General features: G+C 48.5%; 21 protein-coding genes and 1 pseudogene. 11 read left to right on the top strand and 11 right to left on the bottom strand.

Annotation, left to right across the window (positions count from 1 at the left end; translation table 11 throughout):
- Positions 1-45: 45 nt before the first annotated feature.
- On the top strand, positions 46-1,065 hold the full coding sequence (hemE, locus tag P8P30_10845) for a uroporphyrinogen decarboxylase (GenBank protein MDG1288037.1): 1,020 nt from the start codon (positions 46-48) through the stop codon (positions 1,063-1,065).
- Positions 1,062-2,129: a ferrochelatase gene (gene hemH / locus P8P30_10840; GenBank protein ID MDG1288036.1), complete on the top strand. Its 1,068-nt coding sequence runs from the start codon at positions 1,062-1,064 to the stop codon at positions 2,127-2,129. Before hemE ends, hemH begins: the two co-directional genes overlap by 4 nt.
- A 13-nt stretch (positions 2,130-2,142) precedes the next feature.
- Here the strand turns inward: hemH and P8P30_10835 are convergent, their stop codons facing one another.
- Complete coding sequence (locus tag P8P30_10835) at positions 2,143-2,604, bottom strand: hypothetical protein (GenBank protein ID MDG1288035.1); 462 nt, start codon at positions 2,602-2,604, stop codon at positions 2,143-2,145.
- 103 nt (positions 2,605-2,707) lie between these two features.
- Between P8P30_10835 and P8P30_10830 the strand changes: the two genes are divergently transcribed.
- The 3 genes from P8P30_10830 to P8P30_10820 are packed head-to-tail and all read left to right on the top strand — an operon-like array spanning position 2,708 to position 5,271.
- Positions 2,708-3,925 carry an MFS transporter gene (locus tag P8P30_10830; protein MDG1288034.1) on the top strand — a complete coding sequence of 406 codons (1,218 nt, stop codon included), beginning with the start codon at positions 2,708-2,710 and terminating at the stop codon, positions 3,923-3,925.
- A 21-nt stretch (positions 3,926-3,946) separates the two neighbouring features.
- A complete protein-coding gene (locus P8P30_10825) occupies positions 3,947-4,885 on the top strand; it encodes a DUF4349 domain-containing protein (protein MDG1288033.1) in 939 nt (312 codons plus the stop codon).
- Between the two features lie 32 nt (positions 4,886-4,917).
- Positions 4,918-5,271 (top strand): hypothetical protein, encoded by a 354-nt coding sequence (locus P8P30_10820; GenBank protein ID MDG1288032.1) that lies wholly within the window; start codon positions 4,918-4,920, stop codon positions 5,269-5,271.
- Between the two features lie 78 nt (positions 5,272-5,349).
- Here the strand turns inward: P8P30_10820 and purH are convergent, their stop codons facing one another.
- Genes purH through P8P30_10805 form a run of 3 tightly spaced genes read right to left on the bottom strand, consistent with a single transcriptional unit; the run spans position 5,350 to position 9,825 of the window.
- A complete protein-coding gene (gene purH / locus P8P30_10815; GenBank protein ID MDG1288031.1) occupies positions 5,350-6,897 on the bottom strand; it encodes a bifunctional phosphoribosylaminoimidazolecarboxamide formyltransferase/IMP cyclohydrolase in 1,548 nt (515 codons plus the stop codon).
- Between the two features lie 41 nt (positions 6,898-6,938).
- Positions 6,939-8,798, bottom strand: coding sequence for a nucleoside-diphosphate sugar epimerase/dehydratase (locus P8P30_10810; protein MDG1288030.1), 1,860 nt, complete (start codon positions 8,796-8,798; stop codon positions 6,939-6,941).
- Entirely contained in the window at positions 8,782-9,825 is a 1,044-nt protein-coding gene (locus P8P30_10805; GenBank protein ID MDG1288029.1) for a glycosyltransferase family 4 protein, read from the bottom strand. Before P8P30_10805 ends, P8P30_10810 begins: the two co-directional genes overlap by 17 nt.
- A gap of 151 nt (positions 9,826-9,976) precedes the next feature.
- Between P8P30_10805 and P8P30_10800 the strand changes: the two genes are divergently transcribed.
- Positions 9,977-14,776 carry an NAD-glutamate dehydrogenase gene (locus P8P30_10800; GenBank protein MDG1288028.1) on the top strand — a complete coding sequence of 1,600 codons (4,800 nt, stop codon included), beginning with the start codon at positions 9,977-9,979 and terminating at the stop codon, positions 14,774-14,776.
- A gap of 269 nt (positions 14,777-15,045) precedes the next feature.
- Entirely contained in the window at positions 15,046-15,231 is a 186-nt protein-coding gene (locus tag P8P30_10795; GenBank protein MDG1288027.1) for a hypothetical protein, read from the top strand.
- 289 nt (positions 15,232-15,520) lie between these two features.
- On the opposite strand, the gene P8P30_10790 is transcribed toward P8P30_10795, so the two are convergent.
- On the bottom strand, positions 15,521-16,441 hold the full coding sequence (locus P8P30_10790; GenBank protein MDG1288026.1) for an AEC family transporter: 921 nt from the start codon (positions 16,439-16,441) through the stop codon (positions 15,521-15,523).
- 8 nt (positions 16,442-16,449) lie between these two features.
- A pseudogene (gene rho, locus P8P30_10785) lies at positions 16,450-17,712 on the bottom strand (transcription termination factor Rho).
- A 177-nt stretch (positions 17,713-17,889) separates the two neighbouring features.
- On the opposite strand from rho, the gene P8P30_10780 reads away from it, so the two are divergent.
- Together P8P30_10780 and P8P30_10775 are read left to right on the top strand one after the other, a co-directional pair.
- Positions 17,890-18,120 carry a hypothetical protein gene (locus tag P8P30_10780; GenBank protein MDG1288025.1) on the top strand — a complete coding sequence of 77 codons (231 nt, stop codon included), beginning with the start codon at positions 17,890-17,892 and terminating at the stop codon, positions 18,118-18,120.
- A gap of 11 nt (positions 18,121-18,131) precedes the next feature.
- The gene (locus P8P30_10775; protein ID MDG1288024.1) at positions 18,132-18,305 is read left to right on the top strand and encodes a hypothetical protein; all 174 of its coding nucleotides are present in this window, start codon (positions 18,132-18,134) and stop codon (positions 18,303-18,305) included.
- A 3-nt stretch (positions 18,306-18,308) separates the two neighbouring features.
- Here P8P30_10775 and hemJ read toward each other — a convergent pair whose 3' ends face one another.
- Together hemJ and P8P30_10765 are read right to left on the bottom strand one after the other, a co-directional pair.
- A complete protein-coding gene (hemJ, locus tag P8P30_10770) occupies positions 18,309-18,752 on the bottom strand; it encodes a protoporphyrinogen oxidase HemJ (protein ID MDG1288023.1) in 444 nt (147 codons plus the stop codon).
- A gap of 14 nt (positions 18,753-18,766) precedes the next feature.
- Positions 18,767-20,545 (bottom strand): extracellular solute-binding protein, encoded by a 1,779-nt coding sequence (locus tag P8P30_10765; protein MDG1288022.1) that lies wholly within the window; start codon positions 20,543-20,545, stop codon positions 18,767-18,769.
- Positions 20,546-20,644: 99 nt separating this feature from the next.
- Here P8P30_10765 and P8P30_10760 point away from each other — a divergent pair, with 99 nt between their 5' ends.
- On the top strand, positions 20,645-21,655 hold the full coding sequence (locus tag P8P30_10760) for a glycerophosphodiester phosphodiesterase (GenBank protein ID MDG1288021.1): 1,011 nt from the start codon (positions 20,645-20,647) through the stop codon (positions 21,653-21,655).
- 24 nt (positions 21,656-21,679) lie between these two features.
- Here the strand turns inward: P8P30_10760 and P8P30_10755 are convergent, their stop codons facing one another.
- The 3 genes from P8P30_10755 to hflK are packed head-to-tail and all read right to left on the bottom strand — an operon-like array spanning position 21,680 to position 25,184.
- Positions 21,680-23,155 (bottom strand): DegQ family serine endoprotease, encoded by a 1,476-nt coding sequence (locus P8P30_10755; GenBank protein ID MDG1288020.1) that lies wholly within the window; start codon positions 23,153-23,155, stop codon positions 21,680-21,682.
- 3 nt (positions 23,156-23,158) lie between these two features.
- A complete protein-coding gene (gene hflC / locus P8P30_10750; protein ID MDG1288019.1) occupies positions 23,159-24,103 on the bottom strand; it encodes a protease modulator HflC in 945 nt (314 codons plus the stop codon).
- A gap of 1 nt (position 24,104) precedes the next feature.
- Positions 24,105-25,184, bottom strand: coding sequence for an FtsH protease activity modulator HflK (hflK, locus tag P8P30_10745; GenBank protein ID MDG1288018.1), 1,080 nt, complete (start codon positions 25,182-25,184; stop codon positions 24,105-24,107).
- A 131-nt stretch (positions 25,185-25,315) separates the two neighbouring features.
- Here hflK and P8P30_10740 point away from each other — a divergent pair, with 131 nt between their 5' ends.
- Positions 25,316-26,080, top strand: a complete 765-nt coding sequence (locus P8P30_10740) for an Mrp/NBP35 family ATP-binding protein (protein MDG1288017.1) — start codon at positions 25,316-25,318, stop codon at positions 26,078-26,080.
- The last annotated feature ends 21 nt before the right edge of the window (positions 26,081-26,101 follow it).

The raw sequence follows: 26,101 nt of genomic DNA, 5'->3' as shown, positions 1-26,101 counted from the left end.
TTATATTATTTGTTTCATTGAGGAATCTGGTTTAAACCATCGGCCATGATAGCAAAACGATTCTTACAAACTCTTTCTGGTGAAATTCTTGATAGACCTCCTTTTTGGTTTATGCGTCAAGCTGGGAGGTATCTACCTGAATATCTTGAAACACGAGCAAAATGTGGTGGTTTTCTAGATCTTTGTTTTACACCTGAAAAAGCCGCTGAGGTAACGTTACAACCGATTAATCGTTTTGATATGGATGCGGCAATTCTGTTTTCCGATATTTTAGTTATTCCGTTGGCTCTGGGACAGGAAGTTGGTTTTGTGAAAGGGGAAGGACCGAAACTTCCTCCCATCACGTCTTCGGGTGAGATTGAAGCTCTGAGATATAATCCAGAAAAGCTCTTTCCGATTTATGGAACCTTGGGGATTTTATCGAAAGAGTTACCGAAAGATAAAACCCTTATCGGATTTTCCGGCAGCCCTTGGACGTTAGCTTGTTATATGATTGAGGGAGGAGGGAGCAAAGATTTTGCGAAAGCTCGTAAATTTGGACATCTTCAATCCGCTGCTTTTTCACAACTTTTAGCCAAACTTGAATATGCGATTATTGATTATTGTAGTCGCCAAATTATAGCCGGTGCTGAGGTGATTCAACTTTTTGATAGTTGGTCAGGGGTATGTTCTGAACAAGAATTTGATGATTGGGTTGTGGCACCTACTAAACGGATTGTAGCAGCGTTAAAAGCGAAACACCCAACCATTCCGATTATTGGTTTTCCGCGTTTGGCCGGAACGGGCTATCGTCGTTATGTGAAGCAAACTGGCATTGATGGTGTGAGTATTGATGTGCAAATCTCACCTGCTTGGGCGAAGTCCCATCTATCCGAATTTGCGGTGGTTCAAGGAAATTTAGATCCAATCTTACTCGCAACCGATGGCGATGCAGCGATAAAGCAAGCGAAGTCACTGTTAAAAGCGTACCGGGATGTGTCATTTATCTTTAATTTAGGTCACGGTTTTATTCCGGAAACCCCGATTAAAAATGTAGAGCGTTTAGTGGAATTACTAAAATCATGAAAAAAATTGCTGTTGTTTTACTTAATCTAGGCGGCCCAGATAAGCTAGAATCGGTACAACCATTCTTGTTTAATCTTTTTAACGATAAAGCCATTATTAGCGCACCACAGCCGATTCGTTGGATGATAGCGAAACTTATTTCAACCCGTCGCGCGCCCATTGCTCGCGAAATTTATGAGTATTTAGGGGGGAAATCGCCCTTACTTGAGTTGACGCAGGAGCAGGCGGTTGCATTAGATAAAGCCTTAAAAACGAATAAAAAGGCGGAGTATAAAAGCTTCCTTTGCATGCGTTATTGGCATCCAATGTCGGCTGAGTCGGTATCTCAGGTAAAAGACTGGGGACCTGATGAGGTAATTTTATTGCCGCTCTATCCGCAATTTTCAACGACGACGACAGGGAGCTCCTTCAAAGACTGGGAGAAACAGGCCAAACAACAAGGCTTAAATGTGCCGGTGGCGCGTGTTGGATGCTATCCAACGCAAAGCGACTTTATTAAGTCGCATGCTGTTTTGATTAAGAAGACGTATGAGAAAGCCAAATCATACGGCACTCCGCGGATTTTATTCTCGGCGCATGGCTTGCCACAAAAAATTGTGGATGGTGGCGACCCTTATCAATGGCAAATCCAGCAAACAGCCGCCGCGATTGTAGAAGAACTTGAAAAAACAATGAAGGATGGCCAGCAGGACGAGCAAGAGCCTTTAGATACGGTCGTTTGTTATCAAAGTAAGGTGGGGCCTTTAGAGTGGTTAAAACCATCGACTGAGACGGAAATTGAGCGTGCAGCGAAAGACGGTGTCCCGGTCGTGATTCTACCTATTGCCTTTGTGTCAGAGCATTCTGAAACATTGGTAGAGCTCGATATTGAATATCGTGAGTTGGCTGAAACACACGGTATTAAGGGCTATGAGCGTGTGCCATCCCTTGGAACTCAACCGTACTATATTAAAGCGCTTAAGAAGCTTTGCTTAGAGGCTAAGTTGGATCATACAGGATCGCATACGGGAGGACGTTTGTGCCCACCTGAATTTATCCATTGCGCCTGCCGGGATGCCGCTTAATTAGGTGAGGCTACTAAAAACCTAGCTTCTTTAGTAAAGTAGAAAGTAAATTTTGTTGAGGCTGCATTTTTGTTTTTTTGTAGTTTAAGACCGTATCTTTCGCACTAGAGGATGAAAAAGCTTTAACCTCAAAAAGCTTCTCTAGGTCGTCCTGAGGGTTGTTCAGGCTTTCTTTAGGGTGTGTGGTCTCTAGGAATTGATAGCAGGACTTTTCAACTTCTTTCCAACCCGCTGGCACTAAATGCGACTTTGGACTTAAGGCGCTGATATCATTTGTTGTTTTTTCAACAATTTCAGCATCCCAATCAAATTTATAAGAAACTTTTAAATGATTTTCGAGCCGGTCACAGGTGTTATTATCCATATAAAGAGGCATCCCCTCTTTTTCCAAAAAGCGATGATAATATTTTTTCGCGAGATTCCGGTACGGATCGCTGATATCTTCTTTAGGTTCTTTAGGTTCTTTAGGTTCCATAGTAGCGTCTAAACTAATCTAATTTAAGGAGAATTACGAGAGAATGATCAACAAAGTCTTTAATTGGTGTAAAATTTACTTTCATCCGAGGGTTTTGGCTATCATGTTTTTAGGTTTCTCGAGTGGTTTGCCACGTCTATTAGTCGCCTCGACGCTTGGAGCATTATTAACCGATAATGCGGTGGAAATGGCGACAGTTGGCCTGTTTGCTTATGTTGCATTGCCTTACAGTTTCAACTTTCTTTGGGCACCTTTGGTGGATTATTTCTCCATTCCGTATCTTACCAAGAAACTGGGTCACCGCCGCAGTTGGATGTTTTTGACGCAAGTTTTACTGATGGCTTCCCTTGTGCTTCTGGCCTTTGTTAATCCAGCTGAAGCGCCGTTTTATGTGGCTGCTGCTGCCTTGTTGGTCGCTTTTCTCTCGGCTAGTCAAGATATTGTGATTGATGCTTTTCGCACGGAGTATCTTGATAAATCACAATATGGCGAGGGCGCGGCTATGGCAGTGTTTGGTTATCGTCTGGGCATGTTGGTCGCGGGTGCTGGCGCACTCTATATGGCTGAAATGGTTGATTGGTCGAGTGCCTATTTGACGATGGCTGCCTGTATGATCGTGGGGATGATTACCACCCTACTGGTTACGAATCCGCAAGAGCGCGCTAAGTTAACCACTCACTCTAGCGAAGAGGGGTTTTTCAAGGGAGCTATTATTGCGCCGTTTAAAGACTTCATAACGCGTTTTCCGGCGTGGGTTTGGCTGCTGGCATTTATTTTATTCTATCGTTTGTCGGATGGATTTATCGGCTTTATGACAACGCCATTCTTCCTACAAATCGGGTTTGATAAACCGACCATTGCGGGTATCGCCAAACTATTTGGTTTTGGCGCGACGTTAGGTGGCATGTTCTTGGGCGGGGCGATGATTGCTAAGCTTGGGCTCTTTACTTCGCTTTGGAGCTTTGCTCTTTTCCAACTTGTCGCCAATTTAGCGTATTTAGCGCTTTCTATTGTTGGTAAAGATGTTGGGGCACTCACCTTTGCGATTACTATGGATAATCTCTCCGGGGGCATGGTTACGGCGGCGGCCATCGCCTTTATGATGCGCTTATGTCAGAGCGATCATTATACGGCAACGCAATATGCGTTACTGGCTTCATTGGCAAGTCTTGGCAGTATCGTTATGGCAGGGGGCGCCGGTTGGATCGCGCAGGAGCATGGTTGGACAGCGATGTTTGCTCTTTCCGCCGTGCTAGGGTTGCCGTGCCTTTTTATCTTTTGGAAAAAGCGGGCAATGTTTCGCGAGCTTGCTGAATCTTAGAAATTGTTTTAACATGGCGCCATGATGAAAAAGCTACTTATTGTTTTATGGGCGCTAAGCCTGACCGCATGTTTTGACGATGAAGATCGTATTTCCCATAATTTGGTAGCACAGGCTGATATGGTCGGTGGCTATGCGATGGAAATGGAAGGGGCGATGGATTTTGCTCCTGCTGCTGCGCCGAGAATGGCTAAGCGAGCGATGAAAGCATCCAATATGGTGCTGGACCGTTCAAAATTTGAAGGGCGCCGCATTGCTGAGAACCATCATATGCAGGTAAAGGTAGCGAAAGAGTCGCTGCAGGCGCGTTATCAACGCGATATGCAGCAATGTATCGCGCTAGGGTGCGATATGACCGGTTCACGTATTCAAAGTAGTGGTAGCGGCTATCTTAATGCGCGTGTTTCGCCGGAGAAGCTCGGGGAATATCTCGACTTTTTAAGTAGCGGTCCGGGTGAAGTAGAGAGCCATCAGGTTTCGGCGACCGATAAAACTATGCAATACGTAGATACAGAATCCAAACTGAAGAACCAAGTTGCGCTGCGCGATCGCCTGCTTAAGTTGCTTGATAGTTTGAAAGCAAGAAAGATTCAGGAAATTCTGAATATTGAACGTGAGTTAACGCGCGTACAGAGTCAGATTGATTCTCTAACCGGTCAGATGCGTTCCCTAAAGAAAGTCACCAGTAAGGCGACTGTGAACGTGAATTACACCATTCCTCCTAAAGGCATAGAGATTGAATATCACGATATTGAGAACAGCTTTAGATATGCTTGGAACGGCTTCCTACGCTCCGTATCTGATGTAATATCCTTTGTGCTGAAGATCATCCCGTGGGTTCCGATTTGGTTTATCGGTGGATGGTTGCTTGTGAAAATCGTTCGCTTTGCTTTTCGTAAAGCGGGTGGGTCTTTCGGCAAGCTAAGGTTCTGGAAAAAAGACCCTATCGTAAAGAAATAGGTAAAAACGTTAATCTGTGTTAATATGGATGCATGGTTAGTATCTTACAGACCTCTGCTCTTTTAGGTTCAGCATCTTCGGTGCTGGGTAATAATGAGGTTCCGTCTATCTTTAACCAGCAAGATGCGACACTTGCGACTATTACGACAAATCTGCTAAATGCCGAATTTAATATTACGCAACCGGCAGTGACGACGAGCTTTAGTCAGGAATTGATAAACTTCATCACCGATAATCTAGACGAGGGCGCGGCAGAGTCTTTACTCGCTGATATCGCTGCGATTGATAAATTCAATGGCGTGGTGAGTGAGAGCGAAAGCAGTGGCTCAACAGCTGCAGCTGAGCTTTTCGGCAATCAAGGCAACATTCTCGACTTACTAGCTTAATTGTCATTCTGAGGAGCTTCTGCGACGAGAAGGATCCGAGGATTCTTCAGCGCGTTCACAATGCAGGCAGAACTTTTTTTAATGCCTAAAGTGACGAATACCCGTCGTAACCATCACCATGCCATGCTTATCTGCAGCGGCGATCACCTCATTATCACGAATCGACCCGCCAGGCTGAACCAGCGCGGCAATGCCTGCATCGGCGGCGCGGTGGACATTATCATCGAAGGGGAAGAAGGCATCGGAGGCGAGTACGGCGCCTTTGGTTGATAGACCGGCCTCACCGGCTTTCCAGCACGCGATGCGAACAGAATCGACACGGCTCATTTGACCGGCGCCAATGCCAACCGTTGCGCCGTCACGTACGATTACGATTGCGTTGGATTTCACATGTTTACAAATACGGAAGGCGAAGAGTAGGTCTTCTAGCTGCGCTACTTCGGGCTGTGCTGCTGAAACGATGGTAAGGTCAGACTCGCTAATACGCTTTGAGTCAGTATCTTGCAGTAGAATTCCCCCTGAAATTTGCGTCGTTAGCAGGGGCTTAGAATCTTTCGGAAGCAAGCCACCGGCATCGAGCAAGCGGAGATTCTTTTTCTTTGTTAGCGCATCGGCTGCTGCTGGCTCAACAGAAGGTGCGATCACAACTTCGGCGAAGAGCTTGCCCATCGCTTCGACAAATTCTGCCGTGAGCGGCTGGTTGGTTGCAATAATGCCACCATAAGCCGATGTTGGGTCGCATGCGAGTGCCTTATGGAAGGCCTCTACAATGTTAGAGCCAAGTGCGACGCCGCACGGGTTGGCGTGTTTGATGATCGCGACACAGGGTTCGCTAAATTCGTTAGCCAGCGCCCAAGCGGCATCGGTATCGTTCAGATTATTATAGCTAAGCGCTTTGCCCTGAAGTTGCTTCGCGCCAGCGAGGGTACCGGGTTTAGCATCCGTTTTATAAAGCGCCGCATTTTGGTGCGGGTTTTCGCCATAGCGAAGAACAGACTCAAGTTGTGCCGATTGGCTGAAACGTGCAGGAAACTGCGTATCTTGGCTTTTCGCCAACCATTTAGAAATGGCAGAATCGTAATGCGCGGTGAGTGAAAATGCCTTCAATGCGAGGGTTTTGCGGAACTCTAATGTGGTTGCGCCATTATTGGTGTCTAGTTCCGCGAGTACCGTATCGTAATCCACTGGATCCGTGACGATGGTCACATGCGCATGGTTCTTGGCAGAGGCGCGCAACATAGCAGGGCCGCCAATATCGATATTCTCAACCGTTTCGGCGTAATCCGCGCCACGAGCGACGGTTGCTTCAAAGGGGTAGAGGTTCAGCACGACGAGATCGATGCCGGTAATGCCATGCTTATCCATTGCGGCTAGATGTTCTGTTTTATCGCGGTTAGCAAGGATACCGCCGTGGATTTTCGGGTGAAGCGTTTTGACGCGGCCATCCATAATCTCGGGGAAATCGGTCACAGAAGAAACATCGGTTACTTCCAACCCGGCGGTGCGTAAGGCTTTGGCCGTGCCGCCCGTGGAAAGGAGAGTGATATTTTTATCGGCCAATGCTTTCGCAAAAGGCACGAGGTTTGTTTTGTCAGAAACAGAAAGCAGCGCGCGTTTAATAGTCATGCGCGTGTGATAGGCGATATTGCGCGAAGTGCAAGAAAGTTTTAGCTTTTTACCAGTTTTTCTAAGGCAGCGAGGGCTTTATCGTTAGCGCGCTTTTCGCAATGGTTAGAAAGAGCAGTCAGCTTTTTCTTTAAAGCCGGCAGGCTAATTTTATCGGCTTTGGAAAGCGTAATGCCTGCATGCGAGGTTTTGGTTAGATCTTCCGCCTCATAGAACAACTCCTCATGCATTTTCTCGCCGGGACGAAGGCCGGTATATTCGATGCTGATATCAACCTCGGAAAGGCCGGCAAGTTGGATCATCTGGCGCGCGAGATCATCAATTTTGACCGGTGTGCCCATGTCTAACACATAGAGTCCGCCCTTTTCTTCGGCCTCAAAGCCGAGGCTGGCAGATTGTAAAACAAGCTCTACCGCTTCGCGAACGGTCATGAAATAGCGGGTCATGTCTTTATGGGTAACAGTGAGTGGGCCGCCACGCTCTAGTTGTTTTTGGAAGCGCGGAACGACGGAGCCCGTACTGCCCAACACATTACCAAAGCGCACGGCTACAAAGCGTGTATCGCCTTTCTCAGTGGCCATCGCCTGCATGATGGTTTCGGCAAGGCGTTTAGTGCTGCCCATCACACTGCTTGGACGCACGGCTTTATCGGTTGAGATAAGTACCATCGCCTCGGCTTTATATTTCGCCGCGGCTTGAGCAATAGCGAAACTTCCCAGTGCGTTAGTGGTGATGGTTTCAATCGGGTTGGCTTCGGCGAGTGGCACATGCTTAAGGGCGGCTGCGTGGAACACGATCTGCGGGGTGTGAGATTTAAACACCTCATCCACCCGTGCGGCATTACGAATATCGCCGAGATAGGCTTGGAACTGACAGTCTGGGAAGTGATCGACCAGCTCGCGCTCCATCAAGTAAAGCAGGTACTCGCATTGCTCAAACAGGATAATTTCTTTGGGTTTAAAGCCGGCTAATTGGCGAATAAGCTCGCCGCCAATTGTGCCACCGGCGCCGGTTACGAGCACCGTTTTGCCATCGACCAGCGTTTTGACGCCGGAAACATCCTGCACTTTTTGCGGACGACGTAAGAGGTCCTCCACCTGAATCGGCTTGGTCTCGAGCTTCTCAACCGTGTTGGATTGTAGCTCTAATGTTTGGGGAATACGTGAAAGTGGCAGGCCAAGTGTATCGCACTCTTCGAGCAATGCGCGGACGCGCTCACCTGAGGGGCGAGATTCAGCCAAGATAACACGCTGTGGCTTACGGCCTTTGCGTTCCAATTTTCCGACAATGCGGGTCAGGACATCGCTGCCGCCATAAATACGTACGCCATGCACTTGTTGGCCCCGGCGTTTTTCATCATCATCGGCCAGCCCCACGACATGGTAAGGCGCCTGGGCATTGCGCCGAGATTCGCGGATGAAAAGCTCTGCGGCGTCATTCGCGCCGATAAGCAGAACGGGCACCTTATGTGGCGCGGCGAGGGTAAAATCGATCCCTAAGCGGCGATCTTTTGCCATACGGTATAAGAAGCGAGGCCCGCCGAGCATCGCAAGCAGTAGTAGCCAATGAATAGCAGGGACGGAACGCGGTACACCTTCCAAACGAGTTGCGAAGAAAAGGGTGAGATAGAAAATGACAATGATGATCGTTGCTGCTTTGCTCAAGGTCAGCAAATCCTGCATGGAAGCGTATCTCCAAAGGCCACGGTAAAGCCCTGCGGCGATGAAAACAAAGCCTGAAAATACGATGAAAGGGAGGATCGCGTGGGTGAGAAGCTCGCCACTGAAATCCATCATCAAATCGCCCAGTCGCAAATAATGCGCGAGCCAGAAACTCGCCCCAGCGACGATTAAATCGTGAATGAGCGCCGAACCGCTACGCCAGTTACGTGGAAAGTGCATTGCCTTGTGGCGTGATAATGGTTTGAGTTGCAGGCTTTTTCGCGTTTAGCAAAATGAACCAACCGACGAGACTAATACCATAAGCGGCAGCGGTGAACTGGAGCGCGTAAGCGGGCTCGACGCATGCGAAAACAGCGAGAACAACCAGCGCAACATTGAGCGAGCCGATACGGATGACGACCCAATCATGCCCGTATCCGCTGCGGACCGCTTTTTGATAAGCATGCTGCGAATGAGCTTCCCAGACCTTTTCGCCGGTGAACAGGCGTTTGAGGAACGTTAATCCGCCATCCACTAAATAATAGGCTGGTAGGATAAGCGCGGCCGCCCAGTAACCTTCTGCTGCCAGCTGCAACAGAAAGAACCCGAGAAGGAACCCAAGCGCAACGCTACCCACATCGCCGAGGAATAATTTAGCCGGGTGCCAATTGAGCCATAAGAAGCCCGCGATTGCAGAGGCTAAGATTAAGCCTTCTACACCGAGGATGCGAATGCCAACAACAAAGAAGGATAAAATGAAGAGACCAAGGCCGATGGAAATTGTTTCAACACCGGTAATGCCGTCAATGCCATCCATAAAGTTAAACAGGTTCATGAATCCGATAAGTAAGAATCCAGCGAGCAGTTTATCGGCGAGCGGTGAAAGCAGGCCTTGGAAGACCGGGCCATCAAACACAGTCGCGATCATGCCATTTGGCAAGAAAAGCAATAGGACGGCGAGTGTTTGAATGAGTAGGCGCCATTTAATACTGATACCACCGCGGTCATCCATAAAGGAGATGATGGCGATTCCGGTTGCGGCGAGCAGCAAAGTAGAAGGCGTGCCCGCGACGCATAAAAATCCAACGATCGAGGTCATCACCGCAATACCGCCGCCACGTGGAACCGGTGTGTCGTGGTTACTGCGCTCATTCGGCTCGTCCATGAGCTGTGCCGAGCTGAGTAAATAACGTGCTACGTGACAGCCAATCCATGAAAACAGAAAGGCAGAAATAACCAGAGTGATACTGTAAAGACCGAATAACATGGTAGGGGTATAACCTAAGCGCCGCGAAGTTTCAATTATCGTAACTCATAAATCTAATGATTATGTTTTTGGCTTGCTTAGGCGAAAAAGGCGCGCCATCGTGAGTTGAAATAATAGGGAGCCTAAATCGAGAGGTTTGGGGTAGGCACGGATGCCAAAGAATTACACGAGTCAAATGACGAGCCATCTGAAAAAAATTGATAAGGCACTGGGGGGAAGAGTAAGCAAAGATTTGCACGACTTTACTCGCGACTTCTATCAGAAAATGCCAGTCAAAGAGTTGAAAAACCTGCCCCCCGAAGAGGCGGCGGTGGTGGTTAAAGAGGCGTATAAATTCGTTGGGCAGCGTAAATTAAAGCAGATAAAAGCGAACTTATCGGAAAGCGTGACGGGAAAAGTCGTTCTGACGCTGTTGAACGATGATATGCCGTTTCTGGTTGATTCGGTTTCGGCTGAGTTAAGTCGCCTGGGCTTGACACCGTCTCGCGTCATTCATCCTATCTTGCATATGGTTCGTGACGCGAAAGGCAAATATGTTTCTATCGCAGCGCAAACAAATAAGGCCGCGTCGCGAGAGTCCTTTATTCGGTTTGAGTTTGTAAGCCTGCCGGAAGGCTTGGCAAAGAAGGAACTCCTAAGCAAGCTAGAAGGCATTTTGAAAGTTCTGCATCAAGTGGTGGTTGATTGGGAGCCAATGGTAGAGCGCGCCCGTCAGACGGTGGCGACCCTGCTTGAAGATAACCCGAAAAACAGTGATGAAGTCGCGGAAGTCACCGACTTTCTCAATTGGCTTATGGACGGAAATTTCATTTTTCTCGGTGCGGTGGATTACGATTTTAGCGATGGTAAAAATGCGTTCCGCATTGTGAAAAATACCGAACAGGGTGTTTTTGCGATGGATGATTTCCCTCTAAAACCAAAAGGCTATACGGCGATGCCGGCAGAATCGCAGCATTTTGCTCTGCAGCCAAACCTGCTTGAAATTACCAAATCTAATACGATCTCGGTGGTTCATCGCCCGGTGCAGATGGACTATATTGGGATTAAACGTTTCGATAAAAAGGGCAAAGTGATTGGCGAGCGTCGCTTCCTTGGTTTATTTACGTCGAACGTCTATTTCCAGAGCGCGGAGCGGATTCCTATTATTCGCCGCAAGTTAGGCCAAGTGATGGCCCGTGCGAATTTTGATCCGAACAGTCACGATGGCAAAGCACTTAAGACGATTCTTGAATTCGCGCCGCGTGATGAGATCTTCCAAATGTCTGATGAGGATGTGTTTAATTATGCGATTGGTGTGCTCTCGGTTGAGTCTAGCCCGCAAGTGCATCTCTTTGTCCGTCGTGATATTTTTGAACGATTTGTGAGCTGTATGGTGTTCGTCCCGCGCGATCATTTTAACACGGCGCTGCGTGAGAAAATTCAGAAGATTCTTGCCGATAGATTGCAAGGCGAGGTGAGCGATTTCTATACGCAGATGACTGATTCGCCTTTGGCCCGTGTGCATTTAATTATCAAAACCACGCCGGGTGATATTCCGTCTTTACCGATTGATGCATTGGAAAGAGAAATTGCAACCGTTACCTATGATTGGCAAGAAAAACTTCGCCGGGAGTTGGTGAAACAACATGGTGAGAAAGAGTCTCAGTCTATATTTCAAGCCTATAAAGACGCATTTAGCACCTCTTACGGGCAATATTATGAACCGCGCAATGGCATGCATGATATCACGAAAATTCGCCAGATTATTGCGTCTTCAAGTATGGGGATTGAGCTTTATCATACGAAGCATGAACCGGAAGGCACGCTGCATTTAAAATTCTATAATCCAGAATCGCAGGCGGCTCTATCGGAGATTCTTCCTATGTTGGAGAATCTTGGTTTTCATGTGATTGATGAGCACCCGTTCCGCGTGGTTCCGCTTAATGAAGGCGTGAAAGAAGTTTGGGTACGTGATTTTACGCTGGAGCTTAAATCAGCGCAACCCGATTTAGATATCGAGGCATTGAAACCACTTTTGGAGGAAATTCTCCTGCGTATTTGGGAAGGCCAAGCCGATAATGATGGCTTTAATGCGCTTGCCTTACTTGGTGGATTCGATTGGCGGCAAATTAGTTTGTTACGCGCCTATAGCCGCTATGCCCGCCAAACAAAGATGAGCTATTCAAATAAAGCGATGGTAAGTGCGTTGACGGCAAATCCAAAAATTGCTGGCGCACTCATGGGGTATTTTAAAGCTCGCTTTGATCCAGTATTAAATAAGAAGAAAACCGTCTCTACGCATGTTGAGAAGTTTGAGAAAGAGGTTGAGTCTCTATTAGAGGGTGTTTCAAATCTTGAAGAAGATACGATTTTGCGCATCTTCCGTGAACTAATCGCCGCGACCTGGCGTACGAATTATTACCAAAAAGATGCGAATGGTGATGTGAAAGATTATATTTCCTTCAAATTCGACTCGAGTAAAGTGCCTGAGTTACCGCTTCCAAGGCCGCTTGCAGAGATTTTTGTTTATTCTCGCCGCGTTGAAGGCATTCACTTGCGCGGTGGTAAAGTGGCGCGTGGGGGGCTGCGTTGGTCCGATCGCCGCGAGGATTATCGTACCGAAGTCTTGGGCCTCATGAAGGCGCAGATGGTCAAGAATGCGGTGATCGTGCCCGTTGGCTCTAAGGGCGGGTTTGTGTTGAAACAAGCGCCAACCAGTGGCGGTCGCGAAGCCTTTATGGCAGAGGGTATTGCCTGCTACCAAACCTTCTTGCGCGGCATGCTTGATATCACGGATAATTTGGTGAAAGGCAAGATCGTACCGCCCAAAGATGTCGTGCGCCATGATGATGATGATCCGTATCTCGTTGTCGCTGCAGATAAAGGCACAGCCACTTTCTCCGACTATGCAAATGCGATTTCAACGGAATATGATTTCTGGCTTGATGATGCTTTCGCATCGGGTGGCTCGGTTGGGTATGATCATAAAGCGATGGGGATTACCGCGAAAGGCGCGTGGATTTCGGTTCAGCGCCATTTCCGCGAGATGGGCATTGATACCCAAACTGAAGATTTTACCGTTATGGGCATTGGCGATATGTCGGGTGATGTGTTCGGCAATGGCATGTTGCTCAGCGAGCATATTTGCTTGCAAGGTGCGTTTAACCATCTGAACATTTTCCTTGATCCAGAGCCGGATGCGAAAAAGACGTTTAAAGAACGCAAACGCCTGTTTGAGCTGCCACGCAGCTCATGGCAGGATTATAACCGTAAGCTTATCTCCAAAGGCGGCGGCATTTTCTCACGGAAAGAGAAAAGCATCAAGATTACGCCGCAAGTGCGTAAGATGCTCGATCTAGCGAGTGATGTGAAAACGCTCTCTCCGAATGCATTAATCCGTGCGATGCTTAAGGCGCCGGTGGAGCTGCTTTGGAATGGTGGTATCGGAACCTATGTGAAAGCCGAGTCTGAAACACATGAGCAAGTGGGTGATCGCGCGACCAATGCCTTGCGTATTAACGGACACGAACTTCGTTGTGAAGTGATAGGCGAGGGCGGAAATCTCGGATTCACCCAGCTTGGACGTATTGAATATGCACGCCAGGGCGGTCGTATTAACACCGATGCGATTGATAATTCCGCTGGGGTGGATTGTTCGGATCATGAGGTGAATATCAAGATTGCCTTCCGTCAATTGTTAGAGGCGGGCGGCATAACCATGAAGCGCCGCAATAGCGTGCTAGAGAAAATGACGGATGAGGTTTCCCGTTTGGTATTGCGCGATAATATGTTGCAAACACAGGCGATCACAACGGCACAGATACAGGGTCTTGATCTATTAGAGTCGCAAGCGCGTATGATGGCGGCGTTTGAGCAAAAGGGACTGCTTAATCGAAAAGTGGAGTTTTTACCAAACTCTAAGCAGATGAAAGAACGTAAAGTAAGTGGTGAGTCTCTTACTCGTCCAGAGCTTTCCGTTTTGATTTCCTATGCGAAGATGTCGATCTATCAAAGTCTGCTAGATTCAAGTTTTCCGGATGAGCCGTATTTAGAGCAGGACCTGCTTCGCTATTTCCCTAAGCAGATGCGCAAAGACTTTGCTGAGCAGATTATGTCTCACCGTCTAAAGCGTGAGATTGTGGCGACGAGCGTGACGAATTCAATTGTGAACCGCGCAGGTATTACGTTCTTCTTCCAGATTCAGGAAGATACTGGTCTTCCGCCATGTGACATTGCCCGCGCCTATATTGTGGCACGTGATGCATTTGGGATTCGCGAACTTTGGCGTGATATTGAAGAGGATGATAACATACCGGCCTCCGCCCGTGCAGAGATGTTCGCCCAAACGAGCATGTTTCTTGAGCGTGTGGTGATCTGGATGTTACGCAATCAGCCGCAACCGCTGAAGGTTGACGATACCATGGCACAATTCTCTGATGGTATTATTAAGTATCTTAAAATCTGCGAGAGCCTTATTACCGATACGCTGAAGAAGGCTTATGGTGATAAGAAGCAGCGCTTTATTGATATGAAGGTGTCTCCAAAACTGGCGAGCCGCATTGCACGTTTGGAGATCGCTTCCTCCGCGCTGGATGTGTTGAAGCTTGCACAGGATCATAAGTTAAAAGAGGAACAGGCCGGGAAGATTTACTTCGAGCTTGGCGCACGTTTGCGCCTTGGCTGGTTGCGTCGTGAGGCGTCCCGTATGCCGGTCAATAGCTATTGGGAGCGTTTGGCGGCTAAAGCGATGATTAGTGAAATGTTCGATCAGCAGCGCCGCCTGGCATCCACTGCCATTGTGAGAGTCTGCTCTAATGGCAAGTGCCCGTCCGATGCGTTGGATGAATGGGAAGCGGAATATGATAAGACGCTCTCGCGTTTCCGCCTTTTCATTGATGATCTGAAGAAGGCTGAAGAAGTGACCTTCCCGATGCTGGTGATTGCCTTGCGTAATGTGGAGGCGATCGGTTAAGCTTTTACTTTCTATCGGTGATGAAAGGGGTGCCCGTACACCCACACATGCTGCGTCAGAGATCTTTTGAGCGCTGCTAGCGCCCTTGCCCTTGGTATTGTGGGTAAATGGAACATTCTGGTGCAATAACAGCACAGCGCCTGTGGATAAGTTCTGTTTCGAACGGTATTTCCCCAAAGTAATGAAGCCTTAATATTTGGCTGTTACTGCTTAGGTATAGCGCACATAGAGGCGTTAAATACCAAAAACAAGAAAGCGGGAAACACACTATGGATACGGAAATTATCGTAAGAAAAAAGCACAATGATTTGCTCACGATGAGCTTCATGCGCAGCACGGCTAAACCAAACACGTTAAAAGCAAAACCAACCTCTTTGTTGGAAATGACGCGTGAAGAATTTAAGGATCGTCTAAATCAGCTCAAAACAAGCCATAGCGGCAAAGCGACTCTCTAAAAATCTTGATCTCAAGGATAGACGAACAAGGTGAGGCGGCGCGATGTTTGAATGCTTAAGTTAAAAGTGATTATTCATGTCGCGCCACTCATCTGAGTCGTCGACCTTTGTTCGCTTAATAGCCCACCAGCCACCCCATTGTGGGCGACGCCAGAGATTCTGAAACCAATTGAAAAAACGCATAAGCTCATTTCCTTTTTTTGCGAGCCTAGCAGTTTGTTGAGAAATAGGAAGCGTGATGTTTGAAGGATGGGGGAGCAAGGCCTGCCTGCCACAGGTGGCGTAGAATCTATAAAATCAACCAGCTGACCATAGCGGGGACGAAGAACAGAGCGAAGGCGGTGCTGAGGAATACGGCGCTGGCCATTTTCTCTGGCTCAGCTTCTAGCAAGGTGGCGAATATGACGGAATTGACGGCCAGCGGCATAAAGGAAAGCAGCAGCGCAACATGGTGTATATCCTCGTTAAACAGATGCATCACGTGGCTGTCTAGCGCGATAAGCCCAAGTACCATGAGCGGCCATGCGATGAACTTGACGGCGAAGGCCATGCTAATGAATTTCCAATCAAGCTTGAGCGAGGTGACGCCGGCCAGTGCAATGCCGACCATCATCATGCCCAGCGTGCTATAGGCCCCGCTTATGGCGGTGAAGAATCCTTCCAGGAAATGCGGCAGGGGAGTCTCTAGCAAGCTCAGCAGCAGGCCAATCAGCGCGCCATGCAGCATGGGCAGGCGGATCATCTTTTGCAGGGCCTCACGGGTCGAAAAATCACCCTTGGTGGTGATATAATAGCCAAGCGTCGTCTCATAAAGCATGGTGCCGATGATCATCATCATATAGATGCCGAGAACGTCTGGTTCGAACAGCAGTGCTGCTACAGGGATACCAAAATAACCGAGATTGCCATTACCGCTGGTGAAGGCCAGAATATTGGCCGATTTATCGTGAAACATGCGGCGTGCAATGTGGTAATGGCCAAGGCTCAGTGTGCAAGAAATCAGAAAGATGAAGACCGGAAGGAGCAAATATTGCTGCTCGATCTGTGCTTTGCTGATTCCGCCCAAGAACATTAAGGGAACAATGATGTAGAAAAGTAGGCGAGATATGCCCTTACCCTCTATCTCCAGCTTTCGAGCAGCGTAAAAACCAAGCGCAATACATAGGTAAAGCCCTGTCATTTTTAACAAAAGCTCGAAACCAAGATCCATCGCCGAATTTAGCTATTCATTTGTTGGAAGAAATCGTCGTTAGATTTCGTGTCTTTCAACTTGCTGGTTAGGAACTCCATTGCATCCAAAGGACTCATCGGATTGAGGATTTTGCGTAAGACCCAAACTTTAGCCAACTCGTCTTTATCATAGAGCAGCTCTTCCTTACGCGTGCCTGATTTAGCGATATCCATTGAAGGATAGACGCGTTTATCAGAGAGTTTGCGATCAAGCACGAGCTCGGAGTTACCGGTTCCTTTGAATTCTTCAAAGATCACTTCATCCATGCGGCTACCGGTTTCGATAAGGGCCGTGGCAATAATGCTCAAAGAACCACCATTTTCGATGTTACGTGCCGCACCGAAGAAACGTTTCGGACGTTGCAATGCGTTCGCATCTACACCCCCGGTGAGGACTTTACCAGAACTCGGCACGACGGTGTTATAAGCACGGCCTAAGCGGGTGATGGAATCAAGCAAGATGACGACATCTTTCTTATGCTCCACAAGACGTTTGGCTTTTTCAATCACCATTTCGGCCAGCGCGACATGGCGGTGGGCGGGTTCATCAAAGGTCGAAGAAACTACTTCGCCTTTCACGGAACGATCCATATCCGTCACTTCTTCCGGACGCTCATCAACGAGTAGAACGATGAGATAGCATTCTGGGTGATTGGCGGTGATAGAATGGGCAATATTTTGCAGCAAAACAGTTTTACCCGTACGCGGCGGTGCGACGATCAGTGTACGCTGGCCCTTGCCTTGCGGTGAAACCAAATCGGCAACACGCATCGAGAGGTCGGGCTTCTTGACCACCTCTGTTTGCTCTATTTCCAGACGCATGCGTTGGTCAGGATAGAGCGGCGTAAGGTTATCGAAAGTTGCTTTCTTGCGCGCCATTTCAGGGGGGTCATAGTTAATCGCAGTGATTGTATCCATCGCGAAATAACGTTCGTTATTCTTGGGAGAGCGCAATTCGCCCTCAACCGTATCGCCGGTTCTTAGGCCGTGAGTCTTTATCTGCTTTGGAGAGATGTAAATATCATCCGGGCCCGCTAGGTAATTAGATTGTGATGAGCGTAGGAAACCAAATCCGTCTTGCAGAAATTCAACCACGCCTTCGCCGACCACGGTTTCGCCTGATTCTGCCATCGCTTTTAGAATCGCAAAAATTTGCTCCTGTTTGAGCATACCAGAGGCATCTTCGACATTGTGCTCCTCGGCTAATTTGAGGAGTTCGTCAGAAGACTTACGTTTGAGTTCTTTAATACTAGCAGACATGGAAAAACCTTAGAAAATGAAAAAATGAGAAAAAGGACAAAGAGCGCGAATGCGCTGCAGGAGCATGAGTATAGGATTAGGCGGGAAAAGTCAAGAGAGGCACTTACTTAATGAATCTTTAACAAAAGTGAGGTATTTTAAATAACTGATAGTAAAGGAGTATTTGAAATGGAAGAAAAGAAACCTAAAATTCTTTGGATCGAAGATGACAAGAATATGAGAATAAATATGGGATTTGCTTTTGAACGCAATTTTGACATTGAATTTGCAGAGAATTACGATGAGGCGATACAAAAAGGCAATGGAAAGTACGATCTTATTGTCAGTGACTATAACTTACAGGAGGGTACGGAAAGAACGGGCGTTAACGCTCAATTCAGTTTGCGTAGGGGGGGGTAACAACCCCGATCATGTTTGCCACTTCAGAGCCTGATAAGGTAGCAACGCACCAAAGTCGCTTAGGAATTGAAGAGAAAAACGCTGTTCTTAATAAAAGAAATTTCTCCCCGTCTGGCTGGAGAGAAGCAATCGGAGAGCAAATTGCAAACGGAAAATCTGGTGAGAAGGAGATCACCTTTCCATAAAGATTAAAACGGTTTCAGCACCGCCAGAAAGACAATCAGAATCAGCAGCACGGTTGGTACTTCATTGGCGAGTCGGAAGAACTTATGGCTTTTTGTGTTGGTATCGGCGGCGAATTTTTTGCGCCAAACAGAACAGGCACCGTGAAAGCCGGCAAGGCCAAGCACGAGCGCTAATTTTGCGTGAATCCACGCGCCGGTACCCGGGCCGCCATAGCCGGTGATCACCACAAGCCAGATACCGAGGCCGAAGGTAAGAATCATCGCAGGGTTCATGATGTAACGTAGGAGCTTATTTTCCATCACCTTCAGTGTTTCAGAGAGTTCTGAACCGACCTTCGCCTCCGCATGGTAAACATAAAGACGCGGCAGGTAAAATAACCCGGCCATCCATGCAGTGAAACTAATGATGTGCAGCGCTTTAAGCGTGAGATAGAGATTTGCGTCCATGAGGGTCTTCTAGCCTAGTTTTCAGGTTTAATCCACCAAGTATCGAAGCCGAGCCCATATTGCGGCGGAGTTTTCGGGCGGCCAAATTTATTCCAAAAAGCCATGCGGAAGCTACCGCTATACCAATGCGCAATAATAACCTGCTCATGCAGTAGAATACGGTCTAAGGCGCGTGCGGCAGGTTCTAAATCTTCCAAAGTTCGGGCTTGGCTAATGCGCGTCAGCATTGCATCCACAGCAGGGTGGCTCATGCCGGTCATGTTATTACTGCCTTCCACCTTGGCTTGGCTCGAATGCCAGTAATTGACCTGCTCAATGCCGGGGAAGACGACGCCCAGATTGATCCAGTTGCTGACGATATCGAAGTCACGGGTTTCGACTCGGCGCTGATATTGTGCATCATCAACTAAGCGAATGCGCCCCTCAATGCCGAGTTTCTTAAGCCCGCGCAGCATAGGCATAATCACACGCTGCATGGTCGGCTGGTTTAGCATGAACTCGATACTTAGAGGTTTTCCGGTCACAGGGTTGATGCGCTTGCCTTCTTTTAGCTCATAGCCAGCCGCCTTCAAAATTGCCTGCGCTTTGAGTAAATTGTCGCGATTCTGGCCGCTGCCATCGGAGGCGGGCACCTTATGTTCTTGTGTAAAAAGTTCAGCAGGCAATGAGTCTCTAAATGGCTCTAGCAGTATAAGTTCAGCTTTTGAGGGCAGGCCAGTAGCCGCAAATTGCGTTTTTCCGAAGAAGCTCGCGTTGCGCAAATAAGCACCGTAAAAGAGTGCTTTATTGGTCCATTCAAAATCCATGGTGAGTGCAATGGCTTCGCGCACGGCACGATCGGATAAGTCCGGTTGGCGTAGATTGAAGAAAAATGCCTGCATACCTTGCGGCGTGGCATCGGGCAGTGCGATTTTAATCAGACGCCCGTTTTTGACGGCTGGAGAATCATAAGCTGTGGCCCAATTGCGTGAGATGTATTCACGGTGAATGTCGAACTCGCCGGCTTTGAGCGCTTCCAGCTGTATGGTCGAATCGCGATACACATCGTAACGCAGCGTATCCATATTATAATGACCGCGATTTACGGGGAGGTTTTTACCCCAGTAATCAGGGTTGCGTTGATAGGTGATGCTGCGCCCGACATCGACCTGAGATATGCGGTAGGGGCCGCTTGCAACGGGGGGAGTGAGGGTGGTTCTCTCAAACTCGACCGTTTCATAATAGTGTTTTGGTAGGATCGGCAGGGTCGCGGCGAGGATGGGCGCTTCGCGATTTGTGTCATCGGTGAAGGTGATTCTCACGCGATTAGGGCCGGTTTTATCGGCTTTCTCCAGTGGCTGATAGGTGATGCGATAAACAGGGTCAGCCTTTGTCTTAAGGGTCTCTAGCGTCCAGATCACATCTTCGGGTGTGACCGGTCTTCCGTCCTGCCACGTTGCTTTAGAATTGAGCTCAAACTCAATCCAACTTTTATCATCTGCCAGCTTGAAGCGTTTGGCGAGCAAGGGGTAATAGGTTTGCGGCTCATCCAGCGCACCTGTCATGAGTGAGTCATAAATCAGGTTTAATCCAGGCGCTTTGACGCCTTTGAGGATAAAGGCATTCACACTATCGAAACTAGAGGAGCTCGCCATCTTCGCCGTGCCGCCTTTAGGCGCGTTGGGGTGGGCATAGTCAAAATGCGTGAAATCCGCTGAATATTTCGGACTGCCAAACAGCACGAGTGCATGATTCCAGCTCGCGGCTTGCGTTGAAAGCGGCAATAGAAAAAGGAGTAAAAATAAAATGCGCATGGCCTAATGCTATAACGCAGGAATAATTCTTATGCCAATGATGATTCGTTTAACTTTATGGTAGGCTTTTGCTGATAGTCTCATGCGTTGAGGGGCCGAATGACAAAGAATAACCCAAAACGAAAGTATAAGTTGAGCATTGGCGGGCATCGCGGAAACGGCCAAACGGACCATCCCGATTTGAACGCGAATGACTACGTGCAGAAGTACCCTGAGAATACGCTTGCCTCAATTGAAGCCGCGATTAAAGCGGGCGCCGATTTTATCGAAATAGATGTCGTGCTCTCCAAAGATGCCATTCCGATGGTGATTCACGGTAACGATCTGCGCGAGCATGTGTTTAAGCAGGAGCTGCCCGAGGATAAATATTTTGTCGGGCAATATACCAGTCAAGAGCTGCAGGGAATGCGTGTTGGTCGCAGAGAATCTCGCGATGCGACGATCCCCACGTTAATGCAAGTGATGGAAATGCTGGCAAAGCGTAATCGTGCCTCAAAGTCACGGGATCGACCTGCCATTATGCTCAATATCGAACTGAAAGGTGTGCGGGGAACTGATGCCCCGCGCAGGAAATCTCCCCATTTGGCCGAGGCAGTGCACAAAGCGATAGAGGCGAGCGAGTTACAGCCGGAGCATATTTTATTGTCTTCCTTTGTGCAGACGTACTTAAAAGAGACGAAAGAGGTTATGCCGAACATTGCGCGCGGCATGCTTTTTACGGCGGTGGAAGATCAAGGATACGGACAAAAGACGTTTCTGCATGAGGCAGATAACGGGGATGTATCCTGTTATGACGCGTTTGCATCTGACCGAGTGAGGCAATTGCATGCGCAATTAGAGCTCTGCGCCGTGCATCCAGAAATGACACATTTGGTAAGGCCAGATGACGCGCGCGATCTTTTGACGGCGCTGAGTCAAGATAAGTGCTACCGTTCGCCGATAGGTAAGAAGCTCGCTGTTAATACGTGGTGCTTACAAGAGAATGCGAATGAAGCGATGGACGCCACAATTATGGGAGTGATTGAGAGAGTTTCAAAATGTGGCCTGCCTCTGGGCATTATCACGAATCATATTAAGCGCCTTAGAGTACTCGCTGATACGCTGCTCTAGCCTAAGCCGCTTACCCGGGGCTCATTACTTCCCGGTTGGAATGGTCGTGAAGAGCTCGTTTTTATCGCGGATAAGGCGGGTGAGTGCATAATCGCGACCGGCTTTGCGTGCAGAGCTTAGAGCATTCTCAACATCTGCGATCACTTTGATCTCTTGATCGTTAATACGAACAATAATGTCGGCGATGCGCAGGTTTTGCTTCGCGGCCGCCGAATCGTTTTTGATATCAACAATCAGCACGCCGCTTAATGCTTCGGGTAAGCGGTATTTCTTGCGCATCACGCCATCGATCGTGGCAAGCTCCAGACCTACGAGTTTTTTCGTTTTTACGCCTGCGGGCATATCGGCCTTTGGCTTAGCGTCTTTACCGTCGGCCAATTCACTCGTTTCGTCTAGCTCGCCAAGGATAACGCTGGTTGAGCGCTTCTTTCCATCGCGGTAATACGCGATTGCGACTTCTTTGCTGACTTTCGTTTCTGCCACAATACGCGGTAATTTGCGCATTCCGGTGACGGGCTTGCCATCAAAGCTGAGAATAATATCACCGGGTTTGAGGTCTGTTTTAGCGGCGGGAGAATCCTTGGTGATTTCCAATACGAGCGCGCCGGCGGCATCCGTTAACCCAACGGCGCTGGCCATTTCATCGGTGACTTCTTGAATTTTGACGCCCAACCAGCCGCGATAGGTCCGGCCATGTTCGCGTAATTGATCGAGCACGGGCTTTGCTAATGCAGAAGGAACGGCAAAACCGATTCCGACATTACCGCCTGAAGGCGAGAAGATAGCCGTGTTGATACCAATCACTTCGCCGTCCATATTGAACATAGGGCCGCCGGAGTTGCCGCGATTGATCGCAGCATCGGTTTGTAGGAAATCATCAAACGGGCCGGCATTAATAGAACGAGAGCGCGCAGAGATAATCCCCGCAGTGACCGTTCCGCCAAGGCCAAACGGGTTGCCGATTGCCATAATCCAGTCACCCACACGAACGCTATCAGAGCCTCCGAAACGTACGAAAGGCAGTGGCTCTTTGCTCTCTACTTTGAGCAAGGCGAGGTCAGTTTTAGGATCGCGACCTACAACTTTGGCTTTTAGCGATGTGTCATCTTGCAGGATAACACTCACTTCATCCGCTTCCGCAATCACGTGGTTGTTGGTCACGACATAGCCTGCTGCATCGATGATAAAGCCGGAACCGAGTGACGTGACCTCGCGCTCTTTGGGTTTGGCCATGCCACCGCGACCGCCTTGTTGTTTTTCGAGCTGGTCGAAAAACTGTCGGAACGGATCAAATTGTGGATCATCCGGGAGCTGGAACATGAACGGCATGCCGGCCATTTCGCCTTTCTTTTGCTTCACCTTCTGCGTGGTTGAGATGTTAACAACGGCTGGAGTAAGCTTTTCCACTAAAGGGGCAAAGCTTTCCGGCGCGCCCCGCGCAAAGGCGGGGGCGGTTAACATGAATAAACCAGCAAAAATTGAGCTAAAAAGACGCATCATCAATTAGTTCCCCAAATACTTAAGAAAGTCGCTATCGGGAGAGAGAATCATCGTCGTATCATCGCTATCGATAGAAGTTTCGTAAGCTTGTAGCGCACGGTAAAACTCGAAGAAGCTAGCATCTTGTTCAAATGCTTCCGCATAGATCTTCGTTGCTATTCCTTCGCCTTCACCACGGATGGTTTGAGCTTTCTGGTTCGCATCGGCCATGATCTCAGCCTGCTCACGTTCCGCTGTTGATTTAACCTTCAACGACTCTTCTTGACCTTGCGAGCGGAATTTCTGTGCTTCTTCAGCAAAATTTGCCCGCATACGGTTAAAGGTAGAGAGCGAGATTTCTTCCGGTAAATCGGCACGGTTGATACGAACATCAACCACATCAATACCGAAGCCACGACGCGCCACTTCTTCTTTTACGAAGCCATCGACCGCTGCTGCTGCAAGACTCTCTACGGTTTCACGCGCGGAGCGAAGGAGACGACGGTTCACTTCCTTACGGATATCGAGCATAATTTGCACCCGTTGATCCGAAAGTAGATCGCGCAGACCCTTTTTACCCAAGACTTCACGCACAGAAGAGAAAACGATAGAGCGAAGTTGCTCGTTCAAGTTCCGTTCATTACGCACCGATTGATAGAAAAGGAGCGGGTCAACAATCACGTATTTCACGAATGCATCGACGACGACACGCTCTTGAATGCCGCGCTTTTCATCGACCATGTTGATCTCTTCGGGTTTGGCGTTAAATTCCAAGATCCGTTTGTCGTAACGCGTAAGATCCTGAATGAACGGTGTTTTAAAATAAAGCCCAGGCTCTTGTATGCTACGGATCGGTTTACCAAATTGTAGCACCAGCACTTGCTCGGTTTGATGCACAATAAACGCGGCCTGCATCAACGCAAATGCGCCAACAGCCAAAATACCAATGAGGAAAGGAGTTTTTTTCATCTTAATTACCAGCTTTCTTCAAACGGTTATTTTGCACTTCTGGCAGCGGCAAATAAGGCAGCACCCCGCCAGAGGCTTTTTTGTCGATAATCACTTTTGGCATGTCCGCCATGATTTTCTCCATAGACTCCAAATACATACGCTTTCGCGTGACATCTTTTGCCACTTTATACTCGTTATAAACCGATAAGAAGCGTGAAGCCTGACCTTTAGCCTCAGCCACCGTTTCCGCTTTATAAGCTAAAGCACGCTGCTCCATTTGAGCCGCCTTACCTTTGGCCACCGGAATGATCTGGTTTTTATAACGGTTCGCTTTACTGACTTCGGTCTCTAAATCTTGCTCTGCCTTTTTGACGTCCTGATAGGAGTCAATGACTTCATCGGGCACATCAGGCTTACGCAAGTTAACGCCGACAATCGTGATACCGGCCTTATATTGGTTGAGAACGTCTTGGATACTTTTCGTGCTGCGTTCCGCAATTTCTGCCTGACCTTTGTCAATAATATAGGCTAAAGGCATTTGACCGATCACTTCGCGCATCACAGATTCTGCAACAGGACGGATCGTTTCCACCGGTTGACGGATGTTAAACAAGAAATCTGCCGTCCGGTTTGGATCAATTTTCCACTGAACATCAAAGTTAATGTCTACGAGGTTCAAATCACCGGCGAGCATGCGGTTATCTTCGTTACGGCTAAATTGGTCGCCACGAATTTCTACCTTGTTGATACTGGTAACCGAAGGTGTGTAAACCGTCTCAAACGGGGCAGGTAGGTGGTAATGTAAGCCTGGACCCGTCGAGTTCGTATATTGACCGAAGCGAAGCACAACGCCCTGTTCATCAGCACCGACACGGTAGATGCCTGAAGCAAGCCACAATACGAAAATTGCGACAACCGCAAGGATTATCCCTTTTTTCTGATCAGGTTCGTCACCGCCTTTATTGAACATATGTTTGAATTGATCCTGTCCTTTACGGAACATATCATCAAAATCGTTGCCTGGAGGAGGGGGACGTTTACCGCCGCCGCCTGAACTTCCTGGTTTTGGACGACCCCATGGGCCTGAATCATTCGCCATATTTACCCTGCTTGTGTTTTTGTTGTGATGCTCCATATATAGGCATTCAACTCACTGGTTCAAGGATATCTCGACGATTGGTCGCTTTATTTACGTCCTTGTTCACCTACCTTTAAGATCAGGAGAATAAAATGGCACTGAAGCCCCCGCAGATAAATCATCTCCCGCTCAATGGAGTCGAGCGTGTTATTGCCATTGCTTCAGGCAAAGGCGGTGTTGGAAAATCAACAACCACCGTCATGCTTGCGCATGCTTTAGCCGCACAAGGTCAGTCGATTAGCATTCTAGATGCTGATATTTACGGCCCTTCCGTTCCGCGAATGTTGAACCTTGCCGGTCAGCCTGAGCTAGAAGAGGGTCTGATGATTCCGCCAGCCAATTACGGCATTGGCTGCAACTCCATGGGCTTTTTGTTGCCAGAAGAGACTGCTGCTGTATGGCGCGGGCCAATGGTCACTAAGGCGCTGGCTAAATTAGCGCGCGGCACGCGGTGGACGGCGCAAGGTGAGCAGACGAAGTTACTTGTCGATTTCCCGCCAGGAACCGGTGATGTGCAGCTTTCGATGGCGCAGCAAGTGCCGATGGATGGTGTGGTTATCGTCACGACGCCGCAGGATGTCGCAGTGGCCGATGCGCGCAAAGCAGCTGATATGTTCCAGAAGGTGAATATTCCCATCCTAGGCGTGGTCGAGAATATGAGCTGGTTTGAAGATGCGCAAGGTAACCACCACGCCCTATTTGGCGAGGGGGGGGGAGCAAAGCTGGCGGAAGCAATAGACGTGCCGTTACTAGCGCAAATCCCGCAGATTCCAGCGCTTGTCACGGCAATGGATAGGGGCGCGCAGCCCAATTCAACAGAGGTTTCTCTTTACAGCGAAATACTTAAGCACCTATAAGTGCGCTCCAAGTAAATAGGA

The sequence above is a fragment of the Rickettsiales bacterium genome, assembly GCA_029252805.1.
Taxonomy (GTDB): domain Bacteria; phylum Pseudomonadota; class Alphaproteobacteria; order Rickettsiales; family JALZUV01; genus JALZUV01.
This window is presented reverse-complemented; position numbering and strand designations above follow the sequence as displayed.

Excerpts from the sequence above, each read along its gene's own strand:
- hemE (MDG1288037.1), top strand. The coding sequence starts at position 46 with ATGATAGCAAAACGATTCTTACAAACTCTTTCTGGTGAAATTCTTGAT.
- hemH (MDG1288036.1), top strand. The coding sequence starts at position 1,062 with ATGAAAAAAATTGCTGTTGTTTTACTTAATCTAGGCGGCCCAGATAAG.
- P8P30_10835 (MDG1288035.1), bottom strand. The coding sequence starts at position 2,604 with ATGGAACCTAAAGAACCTAAAGAACCTAAAGAAGATATCAGCGATCCG.
- P8P30_10830 (MDG1288034.1), top strand. The coding sequence starts at position 2,708 with ATGTTTTTAGGTTTCTCGAGTGGTTTGCCACGTCTATTAGTCGCCTCG.
- P8P30_10825 (MDG1288033.1), top strand. The coding sequence starts at position 3,947 with ATGATGAAAAAGCTACTTATTGTTTTATGGGCGCTAAGCCTGACCGCA.
- P8P30_10820 (MDG1288032.1), top strand. The coding sequence starts at position 4,918 with ATGGTTAGTATCTTACAGACCTCTGCTCTTTTAGGTTCAGCATCTTCG.
- purH (MDG1288031.1), bottom strand. The coding sequence starts at position 6,897 with ATGACTATTAAACGCGCGCTGCTTTCTGTTTCTGACAAAACAAACCTC.
- P8P30_10810 (MDG1288030.1), bottom strand. The coding sequence starts at position 8,798 with ATGCACTTTCCACGTAACTGGCGTAGCGGTTCGGCGCTCATTCACGAT.
- P8P30_10805 (MDG1288029.1), bottom strand. The coding sequence starts at position 9,825 with ATGTTATTCGGTCTTTACAGTATCACTCTGGTTATTTCTGCCTTTCTG.
- P8P30_10800 (MDG1288028.1), top strand. The coding sequence starts at position 9,977 with ATGCCAAAGAATTACACGAGTCAAATGACGAGCCATCTGAAAAAAATT.
- P8P30_10795 (MDG1288027.1), top strand. The coding sequence starts at position 15,046 with ATGGATACGGAAATTATCGTAAGAAAAAAGCACAATGATTTGCTCACG.
- P8P30_10790 (MDG1288026.1), bottom strand. The coding sequence starts at position 16,441 with ATGGATCTTGGTTTCGAGCTTTTGTTAAAAATGACAGGGCTTTACCTA.
- P8P30_10780 (MDG1288025.1), top strand. The coding sequence starts at position 17,890 with ATGGAAGAAAAGAAACCTAAAATTCTTTGGATCGAAGATGACAAGAAT.
- P8P30_10775 (MDG1288024.1), top strand. The coding sequence starts at position 18,132 with ATGTTTGCCACTTCAGAGCCTGATAAGGTAGCAACGCACCAAAGTCGC.
- hemJ (MDG1288023.1), bottom strand. The coding sequence starts at position 18,752 with ATGGACGCAAATCTCTATCTCACGCTTAAAGCGCTGCACATCATTAGT.
- P8P30_10765 (MDG1288022.1), bottom strand. The coding sequence starts at position 20,545 with ATGCGCATTTTATTTTTACTCCTTTTTCTATTGCCGCTTTCAACGCAA.
- P8P30_10760 (MDG1288021.1), top strand. The coding sequence starts at position 20,645 with ATGACAAAGAATAACCCAAAACGAAAGTATAAGTTGAGCATTGGCGGG.
- P8P30_10755 (MDG1288020.1), bottom strand. The coding sequence starts at position 23,155 with ATGATGCGTCTTTTTAGCTCAATTTTTGCTGGTTTATTCATGTTAACC.
- hflC (MDG1288019.1), bottom strand. The coding sequence starts at position 24,103 with ATGAAAAAAACTCCTTTCCTCATTGGTATTTTGGCTGTTGGCGCATTT.
- hflK (MDG1288018.1), bottom strand. The coding sequence starts at position 25,184 with ATGGCGAATGATTCAGGCCCATGGGGTCGTCCAAAACCAGGAAGTTCA.
- P8P30_10740 (MDG1288017.1), top strand. The coding sequence starts at position 25,316 with ATGGCACTGAAGCCCCCGCAGATAAATCATCTCCCGCTCAATGGAGTC.